Source organism: Phormidium sp. FACHB-1136, from assembly GCF_014697375.1.
GTDB lineage: Bacteria > Cyanobacteriota > Cyanobacteriia > Phormidesmidales > Phormidesmidaceae > Nodosilinea.
On sequence record NZ_JACJRS010000006.1, the window covers coordinates 21,395 to 43,080 of the forward strand.

General features: G+C 57.6%; 15 protein-coding genes and 1 riboswitch. Of the genes, 7 read left to right on the forward strand and 8 right to left on the reverse strand.

The genetic code is table 11. The features are described from left to right. The first annotated feature begins 17 nt into the window (after window positions 1-17). Window positions 18-596, forward strand: coding sequence for a DUF3782 domain-containing protein (locus H6G62_RS03195; protein ID WP_190492669.1), 579 nt, complete (start codon window positions 18-20; stop codon window positions 594-596). 53 nt (window positions 597-649) lie between these two features. Here H6G62_RS03195 and H6G62_RS03200 read toward each other — a convergent pair whose 3' ends face one another. Continuing rightward, window positions 650-1,237 (reverse strand): chromophore lyase CpcT/CpeT, encoded by a 588-nt coding sequence (locus tag H6G62_RS03200; RefSeq protein ID WP_190492670.1) that lies wholly within the window; start codon window positions 1,235-1,237, stop codon window positions 650-652. 16 nt (window positions 1,238-1,253) lie between these two features. Continuing rightward, window positions 1,254-2,666 (reverse strand): adenylate/guanylate cyclase domain-containing protein, encoded by a 1,413-nt coding sequence (locus tag H6G62_RS03205; RefSeq protein ID WP_190492671.1) that lies wholly within the window; start codon window positions 2,664-2,666, stop codon window positions 1,254-1,256. Between the two features lie 194 nt (window positions 2,667-2,860). On the opposite strand from H6G62_RS03205, the gene H6G62_RS03210 reads away from it, so the two are divergent. Beyond that, on the forward strand, window positions 2,861-3,616 hold the full coding sequence (locus H6G62_RS03210; protein WP_190492672.1) for a HEAT repeat domain-containing protein: 756 nt from the start codon (window positions 2,861-2,863) through the stop codon (window positions 3,614-3,616). Between the two features lie 32 nt (window positions 3,617-3,648). Here the strand turns inward: H6G62_RS03210 and H6G62_RS03215 are convergent, their stop codons facing one another. From H6G62_RS03215 to H6G62_RS03225, 3 genes are all read right to left on the reverse strand, one after another. Beyond that, window positions 3,649-5,526, reverse strand: coding sequence for an ArsA family ATPase (locus tag H6G62_RS03215; RefSeq protein ID WP_242051803.1), 1,878 nt, complete (start codon window positions 5,524-5,526; stop codon window positions 3,649-3,651). 439 nt (window positions 5,527-5,965) lie between these two features. Beyond that, window positions 5,966-7,294: an FAD/NAD(P)-binding oxidoreductase gene (locus H6G62_RS03220; RefSeq protein WP_190492673.1), complete on the reverse strand. Its 1,329-nt coding sequence runs from the start codon at window positions 7,292-7,294 to the stop codon at window positions 5,966-5,968. Between the two features lie 234 nt (window positions 7,295-7,528). After that, a complete protein-coding gene (locus H6G62_RS03225) occupies window positions 7,529-8,863 on the reverse strand; it encodes an SLC13 family permease (protein ID WP_190492674.1) in 1,335 nt (444 codons plus the stop codon). Window positions 8,864-8,970: 107 nt separating this feature from the next. Next, a riboswitch (cyclic di-AMP (ydaO/yuaA leader) is annotated at window positions 8,971-9,115 on the reverse strand. 162 nt (window positions 9,116-9,277) lie between these two features. Here H6G62_RS03225 and H6G62_RS03230 point away from each other — a divergent pair. Together H6G62_RS03230 and H6G62_RS03235 are read left to right on the forward strand one after the other, a co-directional pair. Next, on the forward strand, window positions 9,278-10,207 hold the full coding sequence (locus H6G62_RS03230) for a sugar ABC transporter permease (RefSeq protein WP_190492675.1): 930 nt from the start codon (window positions 9,278-9,280) through the stop codon (window positions 10,205-10,207). Window positions 10,208-10,358: 151 nt separating this feature from the next. Next, window positions 10,359-11,447 (forward strand): alkene reductase, encoded by a 1,089-nt coding sequence (locus H6G62_RS03235; protein WP_190492676.1) that lies wholly within the window; start codon window positions 10,359-10,361, stop codon window positions 11,445-11,447. Window positions 11,448-11,469: 22 nt separating this feature from the next. Here H6G62_RS03235 and H6G62_RS03240 read toward each other — a convergent pair whose 3' ends face one another. Continuing rightward, entirely contained in the window at window positions 11,470-13,782 is a 2,313-nt protein-coding gene (locus H6G62_RS03240) for a GAF domain-containing protein (RefSeq protein WP_190492677.1), read from the reverse strand. A 511-nt stretch (window positions 13,783-14,293) separates the two neighbouring features. Here H6G62_RS03240 and ffh point away from each other — a divergent pair. Next, the gene (gene ffh, locus H6G62_RS03245) at window positions 14,294-15,784 is read left to right on the forward strand and encodes a signal recognition particle protein (RefSeq protein WP_190492678.1); all 1,491 of its coding nucleotides are present in this window, start codon (window positions 14,294-14,296) and stop codon (window positions 15,782-15,784) included. A 54-nt stretch (window positions 15,785-15,838) separates the two neighbouring features. On the opposite strand, the gene H6G62_RS03250 is transcribed toward ffh, so the two are convergent. Then, a complete protein-coding gene (locus tag H6G62_RS03250; RefSeq protein WP_206755633.1) occupies window positions 15,839-16,297 on the reverse strand; it encodes a DUF2721 domain-containing protein in 459 nt (152 codons plus the stop codon). A gap of 531 nt (window positions 16,298-16,828) precedes the next feature. Between H6G62_RS03250 and H6G62_RS03255 the strand changes: the two genes are divergently transcribed. Together H6G62_RS03255 and H6G62_RS03260 are read left to right on the forward strand one after the other, a co-directional pair. Next, complete coding sequence (locus H6G62_RS03255) at window positions 16,829-17,503, forward strand: ROK family protein (protein WP_190492679.1); 675 nt, start codon at window positions 16,829-16,831, stop codon at window positions 17,501-17,503. Window positions 17,504-17,604: 101 nt separating this feature from the next. Further along, a complete protein-coding gene (locus H6G62_RS03260) occupies window positions 17,605-18,771 on the forward strand; it encodes a VOC family protein (protein ID WP_190492680.1) in 1,167 nt (388 codons plus the stop codon). A gap of 87 nt (window positions 18,772-18,858) precedes the next feature. On the opposite strand, the gene H6G62_RS03265 is transcribed toward H6G62_RS03260, so the two are convergent. Continuing rightward, a complete protein-coding gene (locus tag H6G62_RS03265) occupies window positions 18,859-21,588 on the reverse strand; it encodes a glucosidase (protein WP_190492681.1) in 2,730 nt (909 codons plus the stop codon). Window positions 21,589-21,686 lie beyond the last annotated feature (98 nt).

The window sequence follows — 21,686 nt, forward strand, 5'->3', positions numbered from 1 at the left end:
CCGCTGAGGTATTCGCCATGGCCGATCCCGTCACCATTCAAGATATTTACGAGTTATTCAAAGTCTCCCAGGCCGAAGCTGATCGGCGGGCCGCTGAGGCCGATCAGCGGGCCGCTGAGGCGGATCGCAGCATGGAAGAACTGCGGCGCATTGTGGCCAACACCAGCCGGGAAGTGTCTCGGTTGGGGGATCGCTGGGGGCTGTTTGTGGAAAACCTGGTGGCCCCAGCGGTGCAGCGGTTATTCCAAGAGCGGGGCATTGATATTCAGCAAACCTATCGTCGGGCCAAGTCCACCCGCCCAGAAGCGCCCATGGAAATTGATATTTTGGCGGTGAATGGTGATGTGGCGGTGGCCATTGAAGTCAAGTCGCGCCTCACCCAGGAAGACGTAGATACCTTTTGCACCAAGCTGGAACGGTTCAAACTCGCCTTTCCAGAACGGGCGAACTATCGCATTTTGGGGGCCGTCGCTGCCATCGAGTTTGTGCAAGAGGTGGATCGCTATGCCTACCGGAAAGGTCTCTTTGTGATGCGTCAGTGCGGTGATTCCATGGAACTCGCCAACAACGCCACCTTCCAGCCAAAGAGCTGGTGAAAGGCCAAGTCTTTGGCATTCCCATCTTCTAGTGAATGGCCGTAACCAAGGGCCTAGGGCAGGTCATACCCCGCTTGCCGTTGCAGACAAAACGGCCCCATGGCAGGCCCCCAGGTGGTTTTTCCGGTGCTGGGGTCTACCCCGTGGTCATAGACTTTCAAACCCACGGTGTCGCCCGCTACGGCAAGGTCAAACCCCAGGGCAATGTAGCTAGTTTGGCCTTGGTAGGAAATCGCACAGAGGCTATCCGCAGGCATACGGGCAACGTATTGATAGCCATCCCAAGCAATGCTTAGGCCGCAGGTGGGTAACTCCACCAAATCAGCACGGGTGAGATTTGTCAGGCGTTCGGGTTCACTACTGCACCCGCGCCAAGCTAGGGGATCGGCCAAGCCGTAGTATTGGCCCCAGAAACCATCCCCCCGCTGGGTGAGGTGCAAAATCCGCTGACGGTAGGGCGGTGCCCCAGAGGCCACACTAATTTGCTCAATAAAAAAGCCGTAGCCTTCCCCAAACACATCGGGCCGCAGGGGCCGATTCCACACGCGCAAATGCAGATACCAAATCGGTTCCGCGAGGGATTGGGCCTTGTTGTCAAATTCGCCAGCCAGGGCAGCGGCGAGGTGGGATAGGGGGGGCATGGTTGTTGGTTGTTGGTTATCGGTTCTTGGGGCCGCTGTAGAGGTAGGTGGTCATGGGGCCACGACCTTTGATGTGTAGTGTACCTCTGGACTCGAAGGCATAGTGATCCTTGAGGTGTTGGTAGGTGGCTTCGCTGACCTGAATGCGGTCTACCACGCCCTGGGATTCTAGGCGGCTGGCGACGTTTACCGCATCGCCCCAGAGGTCGTAGCTGAACTTTTTGATGCCAATCACCCCCGCCACCACGGGGCCAGTGTTAATGCCAATGCGTAGGCAAAAGGGTTGGCCATCTTGGCGCTGAAAGGTTTTGATCACCTGCTGCATTTCCAGGGCCATGGCCATGACGCGGCGGGCGTGGTCGGGCTGGGGCATGGGCAGGCCACCCACCACCATGTAAGCGTCGCCGATGGTTTTAATTTTTTCGAGTTCCCACTGGTCGGCAATGGTGTCGAAGGCGGAGAAGATGTCGTTGAGTAGGCAGACCAATTCCGTGGGGGGAAACTGCGCCGCCAGTCCGGTGAAGTCTACCAGGTCGGCAAAGAGAATGGTGGCTTCCTCAAACCGGGAGGCGATGGCTTTTCCGGTTTCCTGCTTAAGCTGGTCGGCAATGCTAACCGGGAGAATATTCCGCAGCAGCCGTTCTGATTTTTCCTGGGCTTCCATCAGGGCGGCTTCGGCCTGTTTGCGTTCTGCAATTTCGTGGCGCACCCGGTCAAACATTTGGCCAAAGGCGTGGGTGACTTCCCCCAGTTCGTCCTTGCGTGCCATCGACAGGCTGTAAAAGGTCGGGGGCTGATCGCGGCTGACGGCTTCTCCCGCCGCCAGCAGGTCATCGCGCAGATACAGCAGCGGGTTAATCAGCAGCCGTTCTAAAACAAGGATGGTGGCCAGGGTGACAAAGGCGGCAATAATCACCACCAGCCCCGCAATGGAGAGGGCATAGCGCAGCAGTTCGCGCCCTACCCCGCTGGCATCGTGGCGGACGGCCAAGAGGTACTGATCTTTGAAGCTTTGGCTAGGCCACACCACATCGTAGCGGGCAGGGTTGCGGTGAACTTGGCGGCGAACCTCCGTGGAGGCGAGGTTGGTCAGATCGAGGTGGGGCGGATCGCCAAAGGCCCGGACTAGGGTGCCATCGGGTCGGTAGAGGGCAGCCCCCCGCACCACCGAATCGGGCCGCAGGTTACTCTGCAAGGCTTCTAGTACATCCAAGGGCGATTGGTCGGCCATCATGCCCGCCTTCACCGCAAACAGCACCTCCTGGGAGACCTGTTCTAGGGCTTTGAATTGCTCCTGCCGTCGTCGAAAGAGGGAGGGAACAAAAATCACCGCCTCGATGACCACCAAACTGAGGAAGACCCAAGCCACAATTTGGCGTGATAGCCGAGACCGCAAAAGCCCCACCGATGATTGCAGCAAACTGGCCATAGATGTTGCTAGAGAAGAGTGGCTAGAGAGGATTGCTAGAGATTCTGCAAGGATGCGGGCCTGAGGGTGTATTCAGCCATTCCGAGGCCGGATCAGGATGACCTCCCAATGACCCGCCCCGCTTGCTTAACGAAAGTTTGCAACAACCGCCTGTAACGGATCAAAGGGGAACGGAAACCGATAAAGTAAGCCCTATGTATGATGACGATCTCACTACTCTAAACCCAGATTCGGAGTTTGCCGACCCCCTGGATGCCCTGGGGCCAGTGGAGGACTCCGACACTCCCCAGTATGACCCAGAGGTGATGCTGCCCCTGCTGAAGGCCACCGATCCTCAGCAGCGGATGTTGGCTGCCCGTGCCTTCTGCGAACTGGAGGAACCGAGGGCCGTTGCGGAATTGATTGCCCTGCTGGCGGATCGCTGCCCCCTGGTGCGGGTGAGTGCCGCCTATGCCCTGGGCCGCAACCCCGCCGCCGAAGCTGTAGAACCCTTGATTGCCCAGCTTGGCCAAGACTGGAACGGCTATGTGCGCAAGGGGTTGGTGTGGGCCTTGGGGAATGTCCACGATGCCCGTACCCTGGAACCGCTGATTAACGCGCTCAAGACCGACATTTCGGCGGTGCGCCTGTGGGCAGCCAGTGCCCTCGCCCAGATGGCCCAGGTCAGCTACGAATCGGTGATTGCCGCCATTCCGCCCCTGATCGAGGCCATGCGCCGGGATGCGGTGCCCGCCGTGCGAAGTAACTGCGCCTGGGCCATCGGCCAGCTTTGCCGCGAACTGCCCTCCAACGTGGTCTATCACACGGCAGTAGACGCCTTAATCGAAACCTTCGCCGAGGACAAAGACCTCGGTGTGCGCGAAGATGCCCGCACCGCCATCCTCAAAATTGGCGATACCCGTGGCCTTCAAGTGATTGAGGAAATCGAGCGGGATGGCTTCTTCCTGTAGACTACATTGGCCTCGTTATCCCTCTGGAATGCTTACTCCCCTGGGAACAACAGGTGGGCGGCGGCTTTCACCTGTTCAAAGGGGCTATTGAGGGGCGGCAGGGCGGGCAGACGCACGATGGTTTGTTGGGGGAAGCTATCGGGGGGCAAATCCTGACCGTTTTCGTAGCGGTTGTGGACGATGTAGCGCTGGGCGATGCCCATATCAGAGAGGGTTTGGTTGAGGCGTTGGGCCTCGGCGAGGATGGCGGACTGGTTTTGCACCACGCCGACAAACTCGGTGTGGGCGGGATCCTTGAGTTTGGCTTGGGCAGCCACAACCCGCTGGCGCAGGGTACGCAGACGACCCATAAATTCCACGCGGCCTACCACGTCTTTGTATTTAATCCACAGTTTGAAAATCCAGCCTAGCCAGTCGCCCATGGCGGTGGGCATTTCTAGAAAGCGCAGCAGGTGGCCCGTGGGGGCCGTATCCAGGACGATCAACTGCTGTTCGTTGCGTTCTAGCAAGTCCATCACCGTAATCAGCGACAGCATTTCGTCAATGCCGGGGAGGGCTTGGGAGACAATTTGCCGCCAAGCCTCCGGGCCGTAGACGAGCTGCATTCCGGCCATCTTGCCATCGTCGCCGCCGAGGATATCTGCCAGTTCCCAGAGGTAATCTTCCCGGAACTGGTCGAGCATCACGGCGGCGCTCACTTCCTGCCCCTGGAGGTTGGGTCGGAGGGCGGCGGGTTCGTGGCCGAGGGGTTGACCAAAGGCATCGCCAAGGGAGTGGGCGGGGTCGATGGAAATCATGCGCAGGTGCTGATCGCCATGACGTTCTGCCATGGCCCAGCCGATGGCAGCTGCCACGGTGGTTTTGCCGACGCCGCCCTTGCCGCCCACCACAATTAGCCGTCGCCCTGCGGCCAAAAAGTCCTCAAAGCCGGGGGGAATGGGGGCAGGCCAAGGAATGCCGCCGCTGGCCTGGGCGATGCCCGGTAACTCAGCGATGGGGCTGGTACGGGAAAAGATGGCATCCAAGGCCGCGCCACCCACGGGTTCCCCCGATTGCAGCGGTACCCACAACACCGGATGCCCCGCCGCCAAGGGTCGAAACTGATCCAACACCTCCGCTTGCACGGGGTTTACCTGCCCACCTTGGAGGATGACTCGATTGATGGCCAGCCCCCCTAGGGGAATCTGCAACCGATCTAGGGATTCGATAAACCGCTGGCTTTCCAAAAAGCTCATCGGTTCCGGGATGCCCACCACCCAGCAGGCGGTGCGTTCCGGGTTTTGAATTAGGCTGCGGCCCGCCTTCAAGTCTTGGCGCATGTCCTCAATGAAGCCATCGGCCTCGTCGGGTTGGTATTGGCCGGAGAGGGTTTGGGTCATGTAGCGGTGCTTTTCCTGGAATTGATCCAGGGAAGCCAGCAGCGTATCTAAAAAATCCATCAGGGCAAAGAGTGTTAGGGTGTGGCCGCTGGGGGCCATATCTACCACCACCCGGTCGGCCTCGTGGTCGCGCAAGATCCGCTGAATTTCCAGCAGCGCCATCAGTTCATCCAGTCCCGGCCAGCCCATTTCCCAAAAGGGGCCGAGGTCTTCCCCCGCCACAAAGCTGCCCCGCTCCACTAGCAGTTCCAAAATGCCGCCATACTGCGTCCGAAAATCCGCCAGCAGCAATTCCGCATCCAGCGCCCGCACCCGCACATTGGGCACATCCTCCAGGGCGGTGGGGGTGTTGTCCACGGGCACTTGCAGCACATCCCCCAGGGAATGGGCCGGGTCGGTAGACAGCAGCAAAATCGCCTCCTGGGGCCGCCGCTGCCCCAACTGCCGCGCAAAACCGCAGGAGAGCGTGGTTTTGCCCACCCCTCCCTTGCCGCTAACCATAAATAACTGATGGGATGTAGACAAAAGCATCGCCGCTGGCCTGTTGCAAAGGGCTACCTACAGGATTCCCCAGGCCCAGGGGAAGAGAGGAGGTCTGGTAGAAAACTTAATTTTCAGGACTTCTCTCCCTGAAGGCTACTCTGTATACACATCTTATTTTCAGGCTACAAGTCCTCGGAGATCCCCCTAAATTCCCCTTACAAAGGGGGACTTTGCCTCCGGTTCCACCCTTTTTAAGGGGGGCCAGGGGGGATCGATTTCAGCAATTCTCATTTTGGCAAATTGGCCGTTCGCCCTGAGCCTGTCGAAGGGTTAAAAGGCTTCGACAGGCTCAGCCTGAGCGGTATTTTATTCGCCAGCCTAGCCATACTGAGCATTGCTGGATCGATTCCCTGTATCGTCTCCGTCAAAGACTTCTGTGTACACAGTAGATCCCTGACGGAGTGGGGCAGGGGTGAGGGTGTTATTGTCATGGCTTAGCCCGATAGCCGATCACACCCTGTAAAGGCTTCAGCAGTTCGCCTTCAAAGGGTTTGCCTTTTAACATCCGCTCCCAGTAGAGGCGAGGCAGCATATACTTTTTCACCAGCCACATGCTCCAGCGCTCCTTGGTGGGATCCATCAAAAAGCTGGATAGGGGGCGGTTACTGTAGTCGAACTCGGCCATGATGGTGCTGTTATAGCCCGTGATCAGGGGGCAGCAGGTGTAGCCGTTGTAGGTGCTTTGGGGGGCTTGATTCTGAAGGGCGGCGAGTAGGTTGGCCACGAGGGTCGGTGCTTCTCCCCGAACAGCGGCGGCGGTTTTGGAGGTGGGCAGCGAGGAGGCATCGCCGATGGAAAAAACGTTGGGATAGCGGTTGTGGCGTAGGGTGTCTTTGTTCACATCCACCCAGCCGCCCGGATTGTTGGGCACCGCCAGGGGGCTATGTTTGATGAAGTCTGGGGCGCTCATGGGCGGTACAACGTGGATCATGTCATAGGGGATGACGACCTGGCGGGTCTCGCTGTTTTCAGTGACATCAAACACCGCTTCCTTCGCCTCACCCCGAATTTCCACCAGGTTGTGGTGAAAGCGGGGTTCAATGCCACGCCGTGCCACCACTTGATCCAAGGAATCCGAGTAGGCTTTGACCGCAAACATGGACGCCCCAGCGGTGCAAAACAGCACCCGACTATTGATGCCAACGCCGCTGCGTTCCTTGAAAGAATCGTCGGCCATATACATGATTTTTTGGGGCGCACCACCGCATTTAATCGGCGTGTTGGGATAGGTAAAAATGGCCGTTCCGCCTGTGAAATCCTGTTTAATCAACTGGCGCGTATAGAGAGTGAGATCGCGGCGATAGTTGCTGGTGACGCCGTTTTTGCCCAGGGCTTCCGGCAGTCCCTTAACTTTGTGCCAGTCGATCTGAATGCCGGGGCACACCACCAGATAATCGTACTGAATTTGCACCCCATCTTGGGTTAGCACCGTGTTGTTATCGGGGTCGAGCGTCACCACCGCATCCTGAATCCAAGTGCTGCCCTTGGGAATGAGGGATTTTTCATCGCGGGTGGTGTCCTCCAGGCGAAACACGCCCCCGCCCACCAGCGTCCAGCCCGGTTGGTAGTGGTGCTGCGCCGAGGGTTCGATGATGGCAATATCCAGGCCAGGGTTGCGATTCAGCAGTTGGGCCGTCACGGTAATCCCCGCTGCCCCGCCGCCAATGACGACAATCTGGTGACGCAGGGTTTTGCGAGTGCCGTCTTGGTCAAGGTTGGCGACGAGGGTTTGGGAAATGTTGGAGGAAAGGGTCATGGAATCGGCGGATGAAGGGCGGTTAGGCGATGACAAATGCTAATCACTAGCATTGAGGCTAATTATAGAAAGTCGCCACAGCCTAAAAGAAGAGGCGACGGCGAAAGAAAACCTTAAGCTTGTCGTTTTCTGCCCTGGGTCACTCCCCAGTAACTACCGTTTTCCACGTTTCTCCCCTAGCAACTAGGTTCCCTTGCACAGATCCATGGGGTTGTGGCCCGCATATGCCCAGCTTCACAGAAACCGGAGGATCACAAAAAGACTAATCACTACCAATTGTGCGGCCATGACGGGTAGACCGTAGCGTAGAAATTCGTGGAAGGTAATGGCTTTCCCATGCTGTTCGGCAATGCCAGCGGCGACGATATTGGATGATGCTCCGACGAGGGTACCATTTCCCCCTAGGGTGGCCCCAAACATCATGGCCACAAACAGCGGCAAAATTTCTACGGGAACCTGCCCTGCAAAATCGGTGGCGAGAATTTCTGGCCCCGCTAGGTTGACGTTGACGAGGTATTCCTTCAGCAGGGGCACCATGGCCACCACCAGGGGAATGTTGGGAATCAGGCTCGATAAAATCCCGGTGACAAACAACAGCACTAGGGAACCGAGGGCAAGATTTTTCCCAATCACCACGCCCAACAAGCCCGATGCTGCACTAATCACCCCCGCTTCTTGCAGTCCACCAATGAGCACAAAAATGCTCATAAAAAAGATCAGGGTACTCCAGTCGATATCGCGCAGAATATTTTGAACCGTATCAATGCCGCTGTGGTGGGTCAGCAGGAGACAGAGCGCCGCGCCGAGGAGGGCAATGGCGGGGGGAGAAATGGGTACGGGCAGACGATCTCCAATCACAAACATCACGAGCACAAGGGCAACAATCACGCTGCCTAGGGCCAACATGCGGGGATGATTGACGACCGGGTGGGGCAGTTGGCTGAGGTTATCTAGACGCTTGTTCCAAATGCTAGGAAACAGAATTGGCAGCATGGCCACGATTACTCCAATGGCAATCACGCCCCCTAAACTAAGCTTTACCAAATAGTCCGCAAAGCTCATGTTGATGGCATCACCCACAATAAAGGTGGCCGGATCGCCCACTAGGGTAAGCAGTCCGGCACTGTTGGCCACAAACACCATGAGAATGAGCAAGGGCACCACGTTGACGTTAATCTCATCGGCCATGGCTGGCAGCAAGGGTGCTAAGAGCATGACGGTTGTGGCATTAGGTAATACAGCACAAATGGGTGCTGTAATGGCGACAATTCCCAACAGCAACCGCTTCCCTTCTCCCTTGGCTATTACTACAATTTGAGTGGCCAGATAGTCGAAGATTTTGGTCGGTTCAAAGGCTCTCACCATCACCATTACCCCGAAAAATAGGGCCAGGGTGGCATGGCTACGGCTAATGTAGTGAATAGCCTGATCCAGGGTAAGCACGTGGAGAAAAATGAGCAGCATTGCACCCAAAAAAGCCGCAATGGTGAGATGCAGTCTCTCCGTGGCAATTAGGGCCAGCACGCCGAAGAAAATCACCGAAGCGGTGACTCCAGACAAGGTTTCCATCGATTGTCTCCTGGTGTGAGGGTCGTAAAAATTGTCCCCTGAAAGAATCAAATCCTCAGGGGAGCATCACAGAAAGAGAACTACGGATAGCGTTTTAAAAAGCTTCCAAATGTTCCCTCAGGGCTGACGGAGTTAGCTGACGGGCTAGGGGTGAGAGATCCCCTTCTCTGGCAAATGGACTTGCCCTAAGATTCGCCCCAAAGGTTGGTTCCTCCGCTCTAGCCAATGGGCTAGATTAAGCCATTGAAATTGCTGATTATCCTAGCATGTCTCATTTAAGACGGCAACGCTTAGAAGCCCTTTCTTCCTTGCCTTTAGTTGCCTTTTTATGAACCGTTTGTTACGCTGGATTTCGGTGTCCCCTGCCGCTATCCCGTAAAATCAAAGGGATTTTCCCTGGGATTCACCCGTCCTATGACTACCGCCCCCCGCCGCAACCTTTACCGTCTGGAACGTCTACCCGCCCAAGTTCCCCAGGCGGCGGTGCCCTACCTGTTTTTGCTGCCCGCCTTAGTGGCGCTAACGATTTCCGTCTTTTGGCCTGCCCTGCGGGCGTTTTACCTCAGTTTCACTAGCTTTGGCCTAGATCTCACGGCACCGCCCACATGGGTAGGTTTGGCGAATCTAAAGCGCCTGATGGCCGACGAGGTGTTTTGGCAAACGGTACGCAATAGCCTGGTCTACCTGATGGGAGTCGTCCCGGTGCTTACCTTTGCGCCCCTGGGGTTGGCCATTTTGGTGAATCGTCAACTGCGGGGCATCCACTGGCTGCGGGTGGCCTACTATTCTCCGGTGGTGGTGTCGATGGTGGTGGCGGGTATTGCATGGCGCTGGCTCTATGCGGAAAATGGCCTGTTTAACCAACTGTTGCAGGCGACCGGATTGTTTCCCCAGGGCATTCCCTGGCTCACCAGCCCCAGTTTGGCCCTCTGGAGCGTGATGCTGGTGACGATTTGGAAGGGTATGGGCTACTACATGGTGATCTACCTGGCGGGGCTGCAAAGCATTCCCCAGGATCTCTATGAGGCGGCGGCGATTGATGGTTCCGACGGCTGGCGACGCCATTGGGATATCACCCTGCCCCTAATGCGCCCCTACCTGTGGCTGGTGGCGATTATTTCTGCCATTGCCGCCACTAAGGTCTTCGAGGAGGTCTACATCATGACCCAGGGTGGCCCCCGCAATAGCTCTAAAACGGTGGTCTATTACATCTATGAGCAAGCCTTTGAAAAGCTGGAAATCAGCTACGCCTGCGCCATTGGGTTGGTTTTGTTTCTGGCGATTGTGGCCCTTTCGGCCCTACGGCTGACCTTGGGTAACCAGGATGTGACGCCCCTCGGTTAGGCAGATCTCCCTCAATCTTCCATGGCAAGGAGGGGCAGGAGACCTGACCCCTACAGGATTCCAGGCGGTAGGGGTGTGGTCGCCGCGCCCGGTGAAGAGGCTTTTGGCCGTCAACCCTGTAGAGTAGTCACGGTGACTACGGAATGGTTTTATGACGACAGCAAAGAATTTGTTCACCCCGATCCAGCTTGGGCGCTATGAACTCCCGAACCGGATTGTGATGGCTCCCCTCACCCGAAACCGAGCCGGGGCTGGAAATGTGCCTCAGCCATTGAATGCGCTGTACTACCAACAGCGGGCTTCGGCGGGGCTGATTATCTCGGAGGCCAGCCAGGTTTGTCCCCAGGGTCAGGGCTACCCAGCCACCCCAGGCATTCACAGTGCCGAACAGGTGGCAGGCTGGAAAGCCGTCACCCAGGCGGTGCATGACCAGGGCGGACACATCTTTCTACAACTCTGGCATGTGGGCCGCATTTCCCACCCCTCTTTCCAGCCGGAGGGTGCCCTGCCCGTGGCCCCTAGCGCCATCCAGCCCAAGGGCGACGCCATGACCTACGACGGGATGCAGCCCTTTGTCACCCCTCGCGCTTTGGAACTAGACGAAATTCCCGGCATCATTGATCAGTATCGCCAAGGGGCAAAAAATGCGCTAGAAGCGGGGTTCGATGGCGTGGAAGTCCACGGCGCAAACGGCTACCTGCTGGATCAATTTTTGCGGGATGGCACCAACCATCGCACCGATGCCTATGGCGGTTCCCTTGAAAATCGAGCCCGGTTACTGCTGGAGGTCACCCAGGCGGCGGTGGAGGTGTGGGGTAGCGACCGGGTAGGTGTGCGGCTTTCCCCCAGCAGCACCTTCAACGACATGGCCGATTCTGACCCCAAAACTACCTTTGGTTATGCGATCCAAGCACTGAATGCCTTCAACCTGGCTTACCTGCACCTGCTCGAACCCAGCGAAGCCGATCTGCGCTACGGTGGCACCCCCATCCCCACCCGCGAGTTTCGGCCCCTCTACAACGGAACGCTGATGGTGAACTGGGACTATGACCAAGCCACGGGCCACCAAGCCATTGCCAGTGGCGATGCTGATTTGGTCTCCTACGGCAAGCTGTTCATCGCCAACCCCGATTTGCCTCGGCGATTTGAGGAAAACGCCCCCCTCAACGAACCCAACTTCGATACCTTCTACGGTGGCGGAGCCGAAGGCTATACCGACTACCCCAGCCTAGGAGCCTAGGGGGTAATGGCTTAGGGGAGGGCTAGGATATGGCCCTGGGCATGACTTCGCCTGACTCGGTGGGGAGTACTTGCACCCTGGCAAACTTGAGGCCGCTGACGCCCTGGAGGGGTTCTACGTGCCCCTCCTCAATGGCGTCGCCCACCAAGCCTTCGCGGTGTAGGTAGCGCAGGTATTGCTGGTACTCCTCCCATTCTTCGCTGGTGGAATAGACCACCGTGAGCATTCCGGGCTGGGTGATGCGTGCTTGGGTGGCGGCGTCACGGGCTTTGTCGATGCGTTTTTTGACGATTTCGTAGCGGGTGTCGCGGGTGCCCCGTACGTCAAACAGGCGCTCGGTGGTTTCGTCGTGGACAATATCCACCGTCACCGCCTGCACCAGCACCAGGTGGGTGATCACCATATCGGTGTTGTATTTTTGCTTGAGGGATAGCCCCTGGCGGGCACAGTCGCACACCGCCCGCAGTTGTTCGTAGCGCAGGGCTTTGAGCTGAAAATCGGTGAATTTCGGGTCGATGGCCTTCCCGGTGTAGATCATGTGGTCGATGCCGTCGGTGGCTTCTAGGTCGCAGTAGTGGGGGGTAATGGCCTGCATCGACTGTTGCCACTGGTTCCAGGTTTCCCTCAGCAGGTTGTTGATGTAGCTGATGGTTTGGTCGTAGATGGCGCGGGCCTGGTAGATACAGCCGTGCTCCTTATCCATGGCGTTTTGGTAGCGGTGGATCGCCTCACTGGCGGCGGGGCAAGCCTGGGCAAAGTAGGGGAAATGGGCTTCCACTTCGGTTTGCAGATAGCGCAGCAGGGTTACCTCGGCGTCCACCGTCACCCCCTGCTCTAGGTTGGCGATGCGGTCTTGCAGATCCAGCCACAACTGTTCCACCAGGGCATTGTGAATGGCGGTGGATTGCACGGCTTCGACCACGCTGAGGGCAAGGCGAAACTGGGCCAGCAAATCGGCCTGGATGGCGTGGTTCCGTTCGTCTGAGGATCCGCGAATATCGGAAATGCCGTAGAGCGGATAGACCCCCTCAAACACAATCGGGGCTGGGGGCAACCCCAGGCTCAGCCGCTCAGCCTCCTGCTCAAACCGCCACCGCACTGAGGGGTGAATATTGGTGAACCGATCCCGCACACTGTGGCGCATGGAGGCGGTGAGGGCCGGAATTAGCGTGGTGGCTAGGCTACAGTCGGACTGGTTAAAGGCGTAGGGCTTGGTGCTGGTGAGCCCCACTAGGCCAAACATCTGGCTGCTGGCTTGGCCGAGGGCCGGGTTGCGCATCACCAAGGGAATCAGCAGCAGCGATCTGGCCCCCGCTGCTATCAACGCTCGCTCCCCGGACGTACAACAGGCCAAACTCAAATCGGGGATGGTTAATACCTCACCCTGCTCTGTGGCTCGTAGAAAGGACGACCCTTGCAATTCCCCTAGGGTGTAGGTTTGGTTCTGCCAATCGGCCTGATCCAGGGCCGTCCAAAGCTGGGCGCGGTCGTTTTCGGCGATCAGTAAAAAGCTGTCCTGGGCTCCAAAGATCTGTTTCATCAGGGTATTGGCCTGGGAAAACTGCTCTGTCCCCACCACCGATTCGCGGCCTACCAATAGGTGAATCAAGGTTCTCGACGTTTCCCGCTCAGTGACATCGGTACCCTCAATCAAAACTTGGCCCTGAATGGTGTAGCGCTGGGGATACAGCTTGTTCAGCAACCGATTCAGGGGCGATCCCTTCGTTAAAAGCTGGGTGGTCACCTGGGCGGGGGTCGGGCCATCATCGGGCCAGCAATCGCGCAAGCTGGCTTCCAAATCGGGGGCCATGGCCAGTACCTGAAGCCCCTCCTCGGCGGTGCGTAGCCGCAGTTCAATATGGCGAATTTGTTTAGTTTCGGAATTGGTCAGCGACACCATCAGCGGCTCGTGGCGCAGGCGTGGGGTAATCCAGGTTTCTGGCCCATAGATACGGCTGAGGAGCGCATGGAGAAAATGCAGTCGAAACCGATGGCGCAGCATTCGGGATGCCGATGGCGTTAACCAAGTCAGGTCTTGCATGGGCACAGGATGGGCGGTGGGGCCAAGCCCGGTGAGGCGACCAAAATAATCATTGGCGAACACAATCCGGTTGGCCTGGGGTTCGCCATTGAGGCGAGTGCTCACCTCCACCACCGCCACCACCAGTTGGCTATGGTGTTGCAGCAGGTTAAACCAGGCTGGGGCCGATCCCTCCGTGGTTAGCAGCGGACTTCCCTCCGGGGACACCCACACCGAGCCATCGATCCTAGGAGAAATCGGTTCCCCAAGATCCTGGTCTGTAGTCTCTAGACCGGGCAAAAATTCCGTAGCCATAGCACTTTCCCGAACGACACCCTAAACACTCATACAGATCTTCCTGATGGAATTCCGTACATCATCAACCTATCGTTGTACCTAAGATCCCAGCTAGGTCGGCTTAGGTTCCCCATTCAGTTGGGGATCTTTGCCTTAGCATCGCAAGCGCAGCCGGGATTAAACGGGCTCGTAAACAACGACAGGTCAATCAGAATGTAGTGAGATGCACAATTGGGTTGAACGACCCCTCAAAATCTTGGGACAACCCCTGTATCTCTTAGTGTGCCCCGGAATGGGGCGTAATAGAATCTGGGCTTGATAAATGTCGATAAAGATATAAGGTTTCCCAATCGATAAATTGGGCGATTGCACCATCAGCCAGCAAAGCGGTTGCCGATCCAGTCGCAGGGCCAGCCCAGGGGCCGATGTATCGGCCAGCGCCAATTCAGGGGGGTAGACCGTTTACAATAGAAAATCGGCCCTGCGGCTGTCGTTGATTGTTCATTTTCTAAAAAGTCCCTAACCTGCCATGTTTGAAGCCCTGTCGGAACGCCTTGAGTCGGCCTGGAAGAGCCTGCGCGGCCAAGACAAAATTAGCGAAACCAACATCAACGATGCCCTGCGGGAAGTGCGGCGGGCGTTGCTGGAGGCGGACGTTAACCTTCAGGTGATCAAAGATTTCATCGCTGAGGTCAAGGAACAGGCTTTAGGCGCTGAGGTGGTCAAAGGGATCAGTCCCGATCAGCAGTTCATCAAAATTGTCCACGACGAACTGGTGCGGCTGATGGGCGACACCAACGTTCCCCTAGCCAGTACCGAAAAGAAACCCACCGTTGTCCTAATGGCAGGCTTGCAAGGGACAGGGAAAACCACCGCTACGGCCAAACTAGCCCTGCACCTGCGCAAGGAAAACCGCAGCACGATGCTGGTGGCCACGGACGTGTACCGTCCGGCGGCGGTAGATCAGCTGATCACCCTGGGCAAGCAAATTAACGTGCCCGTGTTTGAACTGGGCACCGAGGCAAATCCAGTAGACATCGCCCGCCAGGGGCTAGAACGGGCCAGGGCCGAGGGCGTGGACACCGTGATTGTGGACACGGCGGGCCGCTTGCAGATTGACCCCAAAATGATGGCGGAATTGGCCGACATCAAAACCGCCATCCAGCCCGATGAGGTGCTGCTGGTGGTGGATGCCATGACCGGGCAAGAGGCCGCCAACCTCACCCGCACCTTCCACGACCAAATCGGCATCACCGGGGCTATTCTCACCAAAATGGACGGCGATGCACGGGGCGGGGCAGCTCTTTCCGTGCGGCAAATTTCCGGCCAACCGATCAAATTTGTGGGGGTGGGCGAAAAAGTTGAAGCCCTGCAACCCTTCTACCCCGACCGCATGGCTTCCCGCATTTTGGGCATGGGCGACGTGCTCACCCTGGTGGAAAAGGCCCAGGAAGCGGTGGACATTGCCGACGCCGAAAAGCTGACCAAAAAAATCCTGGAAGCCGAATTTGATTTTGATGACTTCCTCAAGCAAATGCGCTTTATGAAGAGCATGGGTTCCCTGGGCAGCATCATGAAGCTGATTCCCGGCATGGGCAAACAAATTTCCGGCGAAATGCTGGAACAGGGCGAAGTTCAGCTCAAACGCTGCGAAGCCATGATCAACTCCATGACGCGGGAGGAGCGCAAGAACCCCAACCTGCTCTCCGGTTCCCCCAGTCGCCGCCGCCGCATTGCCGCTGGGTCTGGCCACCAAGAAAAAGAGGTCTCCAAGCTGATTACCGATTTCACCAAAATGCGCACCATGATGCAGCAAATGGGGCGCGGTGGGGGCTTCCCCGGCATGGGGGGAATGCCGGGTATGGGTGGCGGAATGCCTGGTATGGGTGGCGGAATGCCCGGTATGGGGGGAATGCCCGGAATGCCCGGTATGGGCGGTGGGGCTATGCCCGGTTTCCGTGCCCCCAGTAACAAAAAACAGAAAAAACAAAAGAAGAAAAAAGGCTTCGGACAGCTTTAGCCGCGATTATCGGGTTCGTCTCGATGTTTGGCGTCGGCCAGGTCAGGGTATTGTTTAGCGACCCTTGGCCACAATGTCCGCTAGCTCTGCCTCAATGGCCTTGGTGCTGATGGCAATTTCGTAGAGTGACACCAGCAACGACGCCACCAGCAGCACGAGGGCCGACCCAAACAACACCTCCGCTAACCGAAGCTGATCCACAAACAGCGAAAACATCGACAGGGTGCAGAAGATAAAGCTGGATACCCCCAACGCCTGCATCAACCGAATTAGGGCAATGCGGCGGCGCAGGTTGGTAATTTGCTTTTGCACCATCGCCTCAAAATAGTCTCGCTCGGAACTGTGCAGTTGCCGAATCAGTTGGGCCAGCACCAAAAAACGGTTGGTATAGGCCAACAGCAGCAGGGAAATGGCGGGAAACAGCAGGGCCGGGGTGGTGAGGGTGAGTTCCATGGCGGAGGGAATCCCTGACAAGAAAAATCCCTTCCAAAAGAAAGGAGAGAATACAGTCATGCATCCTCTCCTTAGATTATGAGCCAGACAATATTCGTCAGACCGTTGTGGGTGTGGTGCATTGCTTCGCATTGGTGCTAGCCTCGCTTTCGGGAGGCGCGGATGGGTTGGCGCAGCGTACCCCCTGCGGGCTAAGCCTTTGATGCATTACGCTGGGGTCTAATACCAAATCCGAATTGGATAACCCCGATTCCCAGCCCAGCAAACCCTAGGGGCGAGGTTTCCTCGCCTGCTGATACCAGGGGCAAACAAGCCAGATGCAGTCTAATGCATCCTCCTGGCCTGGATCTCGGCACCTGGGCGCATTGCCGGAACGCATGGTCAGGGCACATGGTCAGGGCGCATGAATCAAGGGTGGGTAGCCCTTGGTAGACTAAACACTAGCGGCCCTAGGGTGAAGGTGTCGTGGGCGGCTGGTTGGCTGGATGCCCAGTTTGCTCGTGGTGGGCGATGGCTACCCCACGGTGAGACGTGGTTGTCTCCTGTGATGGGAATCGGTCGGGTTTGTGTTCTCTCTGGCAATGGTGCGCAATGAACGTATTGGTGATTGATGTTGGTGGTAGCAACGTCAAAATTTTGGCGACGGGGCAGGAGCAATCCCGCAAATTTCCGTCGGGGACGAGTCTGACGCCCCAGTTGATGGTGGCGGGGGTGAAGGAACTGGCGGCGGACTGGGCCTACGACGTGATCACCCTGGGCTATCCGGGGGTGGTGCGCCAGGGGCAAATTGTGCGCGAACCCCAAAACCTGGCTCCGGGCTGGGTGGGGTTTGATTTTGAATCGGCCTTTGGCAAGCCTGTGCGGTTGCTGAATGATGCGGCGATGCAGGCGCTCGGCGGCTATGAAGGCGGCACGATGTTGTTTTTGGGCCTGGGGACGGGGCTGGGGTCGGCGTTGGTGGTGGAAGGGGTGGTGGTGCCGCTGGAATTGGCCCACCTACCCTACAAAAAAGGCACCTACGAAACCTATTTGGGCAAGCGGGGGCTGGCTCGCCTGGGCAAGAAAAAATGGCGCAATCACGTAGATATTTGCGTGAGCTACTTTATGGCGGCCCTGCAACTGGATGATGTGGTGCTGGGCGGTGGCCAAGTCAAAGAGCTGAAGCAGCTACCCCCTGGTTGTCGGGCGGGGCAAAATAGTAACGCTTTTTTAGGCGGTTTTCGCCTGTGGGAAACCGATAAAACGGCGCTCCACTTGGCTTCTTAAAATGTCCATAGCCTCTAACCTGGCCCCGTTAAGGTTGAAGACTTGCCCATGGCCTAAGCTGTCGTACTAGGCTGGTGTCTGTTGCCAATGTTCCTAACGCCATGGATTTTAACCACTTGCACCTCTATGTCGATGATGTAGCGGGTTGGTGTGATCGCTTCGTTCAGCACTGGGGTGGGCAGGCTAAGGCCGTGCATCCCTCCGTGGCTGAGCACACGGCCTTGGTGTATGTGGGATCGGTTCCGGTGCTGATCAGTGCTCCCCAACAGCCGGGGGACGGGGTGGCCGATTACCTCTGTCAGCATCCGATGGGGGTGGGCGATCTGGCCTTTTGGGTGCCGGATCTGGAAATGGCCCTAGCGCGGTTGGTAGCCCACGGGGGACAAGTTCTCACGCCAATTACCGAGGAACCCAATGGGCGCTGGTGCCAGGTGCGAGGCTGGGGCCACTTGCGCCACACCCTCGTGCAGTCGGAGCGACCCATGGCCTGGGTACCGGGGGCGCTGGCTCAGGATTCAAGGCCGGAATCTTCAGTGGCACCAACCCCAACGTTGCCCAGCCCCGCCCTGCAAGCCTCAGTACCTCAAACCCAAACTCAAACTCAAACTCAAACGCCAGAACGCTCCACAGTCCATCGATTACCGATTAGCCACATTGATCATGGGGTGATCAATGTGCCAGCGGGGCAAATGGCGGCGGCGGTGGATTGGTACGCGCAGCAGTTTGGGTTTCAGCCCCAACAGCGGTTTGTTATCCATACGCCTTGGTCGGGGTTGCGCAGCCAGGTGCTCATCCATCCCCAGGGTGGAGCGACCCTGCCGATTAACGAACCCGCCACCGCCAACTCGCAAATTCAGGAATTTTTGGATTGGAACCGTGGCCCTGGGGTGCAGCATGTAGCCCTGCACACGGAGGATATTGTGCAGACGGTGCAGCGCCTGAAAGCCCTGGAGGTGATCTTTTTAGACGTGCCCCAGGGCTACTACCATTCCTTGGCCCAACGACCGGGCGATGGGGGGATTGAGGCGGATTGGGTGCGGCTTCAGATTTTGGCCGATTGGGACGACGACACTCCCCAGGCCAAGCTCCTGCAAACCTTCACCCAACCGATTTTTCCCATCCCTACCCTGTTTTTTGAGATCATTCAACGCCAAAAAAGTTGGGCCAACCAGCGGCCTATCATCGCCCAAGGGTTTGGGGAACGCAACTTTCAAGCGCTGTTTGAGGCCATTGAACGGGAACAACGCAAACGGGGCAGCTTGGCCTAATCTGGTTTTGGGATACAGGAACCCCAGGGCGAGGAGACCTCGCCCCTACAGGGGGATGGGGTGTGGGTGGAACGTACCGCCGTTGGGTTAATCCCGGCGGATTATGCTGGGGATACTGTATTCCAGAATCATCTCCTTGGTGAAGTAGCCGAGGGCTTGGATGAGCCGCGCCACGCAGCCCGTCCATCCGGTTTGGTGGCTGGCCCCAATGCCGGATCCATCGTCGCCATTGAAGTATTCGTAGAACAGAATTAGGTCTTGCCAGTGGGGGTCGGTTTGGAATTTTTCCGACTGACCGTAGACCGGACGGCGACCGTTTTCGTCCTTGAGGAAAATCCCCGCCAGCCGCTCGGCCACACATTGGGCGATATCGAACAGATCTTTCTGTTCCCCCGACCCGGTGGGATATTCCAGGGTGAAGTCTTCGCCGTAGTAGCTGAACAGTTGCAGCAGCGCCCGCACCAGCAGCAGGTTCATGGGCATCCACACCGGGCCGCGCCAGTTGGAGTTGCCGCCAAACATCCCAGAGGTGGAATCGCCGGGGACGTAGCCCACCTTATACTCTTGACCGCCGTGGTGGAAGATGTAGGGATGGTCGAGGTGGTGGCGGGAGAGGGAACGAATGCCGTGGGGGCTGAGGAATTCGCTTTCATCCAGCATCCGCGACAGCACCCGCTTCAGCTTGTCCTCGTTCAGCACCGCCAGCATATAGCGATCCCGCACGCCCAGTTGGGTGGTGAGGTGGATGTTGTGGGTGAGTTCGGGGTGTTTGCCAAGGAATTCAGTAATTTCCTTGGCCAGCCTAGGCAATTTCTGAAGCACCTCGCGATGGAACACCGCCACCGCCATCACCGACAGCAGCCCCACCAAGGATCGCACCTTTAGCCGCATGGAGGTGCCATCGGGCAGGCGCAGCACATCGTAGAAGAAGCCGTCCTCTTCGTCCCACAGTTCGTCCTGGTGTTCGCCGATGCGATCCATGGCCCCGCCAATCCACATGGTGTGCTGGAAGAATTTGAGGGCAAAGTCTTCGTACAGTGGGTCGTGCAGGGCCAGTTCTAGGGCAATTTGGAACATCTGCTGGCTGAAGAACACCATCCAGGCGGTGCCGTCGGCCTGTTCTAGGTAGCCCCCGGTGGGCAGGGGAGAACTGCGGTCAAACACGCCGATGTTGTCTAGGCCCAAAAAGCCGCCCTGGAACAGGTTGTTGCCGCCTTCATCCTTGCGGTTTACCCACCAGGTGAAGTTGATCAGTAGTTTGGAAAAGGCGTACTTGAGAAATTCCACATCGCCCTTGCCATCGTTCACCTGGCGGTCGCGGGTGTAGATTTCCCAGGTGGCCCAGGCGTGGACGGGCGGATTCACGTCGCCAAAGTTCCACTCGTAGGCGGGGATTTGGCCGTTGGGGTGGAGGTAGTCTTCCCGCAGCATCAGCATCAGTTGATCCTTGGCAAAACCGGGATCGATCAGACTGATGGGGATGACGTGGAAGGCCAAATCCCAGGCGGCGTACCAGGGATATTCCCACTTGTCGGGCATGGACACGATGTCGTCGTTTTTCATGTGGAACCAATCGCTGTTCCGTACCCGCTTTTTGTCCGCCGTGGAACTCCAGGGGTTGACGTTGCGCTCCCGCAGCCAGGGGTCGAGATCGTAGTAGAAGTACTGTTTTGTCCACATCATCCCCGACAGGGCTTGGCGCATGACGTTGGCCCGGTCAGCATCCTCCCGCACCGAGGGCGGCATCACCGTGGCATAGAACTCGTCGGCTTCTTGGAGGCGGGCGGCAAAGCTCTGGTCAAAATAGTCGCCAAAGGGATCGCCCACCTCAGCGGGGGTAGCCTTGGTCAGCCGCAGTTTAATCACGGTGGTTTCTCCGGCCCCCACGGTGATTTGGTAGTGGGGAGCCACCTTAGTGCCCGTTTGGCCGGGGTTGACCGCCTCGGCTTGGCCGTGGATCACGTAATTGCTGATCCCGTCTTTGACGTAGGGGTTTTCGTTGGGCTGGCCCAAAATGCGCTCGGTGTTGGTTTCGTTATCGGTAAACAGCAGTGGCACCCCGGCTTGGCAATAGAAATAGTAGTCGTGGATGAAGGGGGTCAGCACCGGATTGTTGACATGGGCCTGTACCACGCTGCAATGATGGCCCGATTGCTGGGTCATCAGGGGCTTTTCCCCGGTGTCCTCCCAAGACCAGGTATTGCGGAACCACAGGGTAGGCAACACATGGAGCGGAGCCGCCTCTGGGCCACGGTTGGCCACGGTAATTTGAATCAGCACATCTTCGCTATCGGCCTTGGCATACTCCACAAACACATCGAAGTAGCGGTTTTCGTCAAAAATGCCCGTGTCTAGCAGCTCATACTCCGGCTGGTAGCGGTCGCGGCTGGCGTTGGTTTTCACCAGGTCTTCGTAGGGATATTCCGCCTGGGGATACTTGTACAAATACTTCATGTAGGAGTGGGTGGGGGTACTGTCCAGATAGAAGTAGTACTCCTTTACGTCCTCGCCGTGGTTGCCCTCGCCGTTGGTGAGGCCAAACAGGCGCTCCTTCAGGATGGGATCCTTGCCGTTCCATAGGGCTAGGGCAAAGCACAGCAGGCCATGATCATCGCTAATGCCGCCCAAGCCATCTTCTCCCCAGCGGTAGGCACGGGAACGGGCGTGGTCGTGGGGAAAGTAATTCCAGGCGTTGCCGTCGGCACTGTAGTCTTCGCGCACGGTGCCCCACTGGCGCTCGCTGAGGTATGGCCCCCACTTGTACCAGTTGGTTTCACCGTCGTAGAGTTGCTTCAACCGTTGTGATTCCAGCGTCATATGCATATCCTGGGGGCTAAGGAAAGGCCACCGACAAACCCCATCGGCGGCCTAACGGACGACCTGACCATGGGGATCAATCAAGGGTGGCTAAAGCA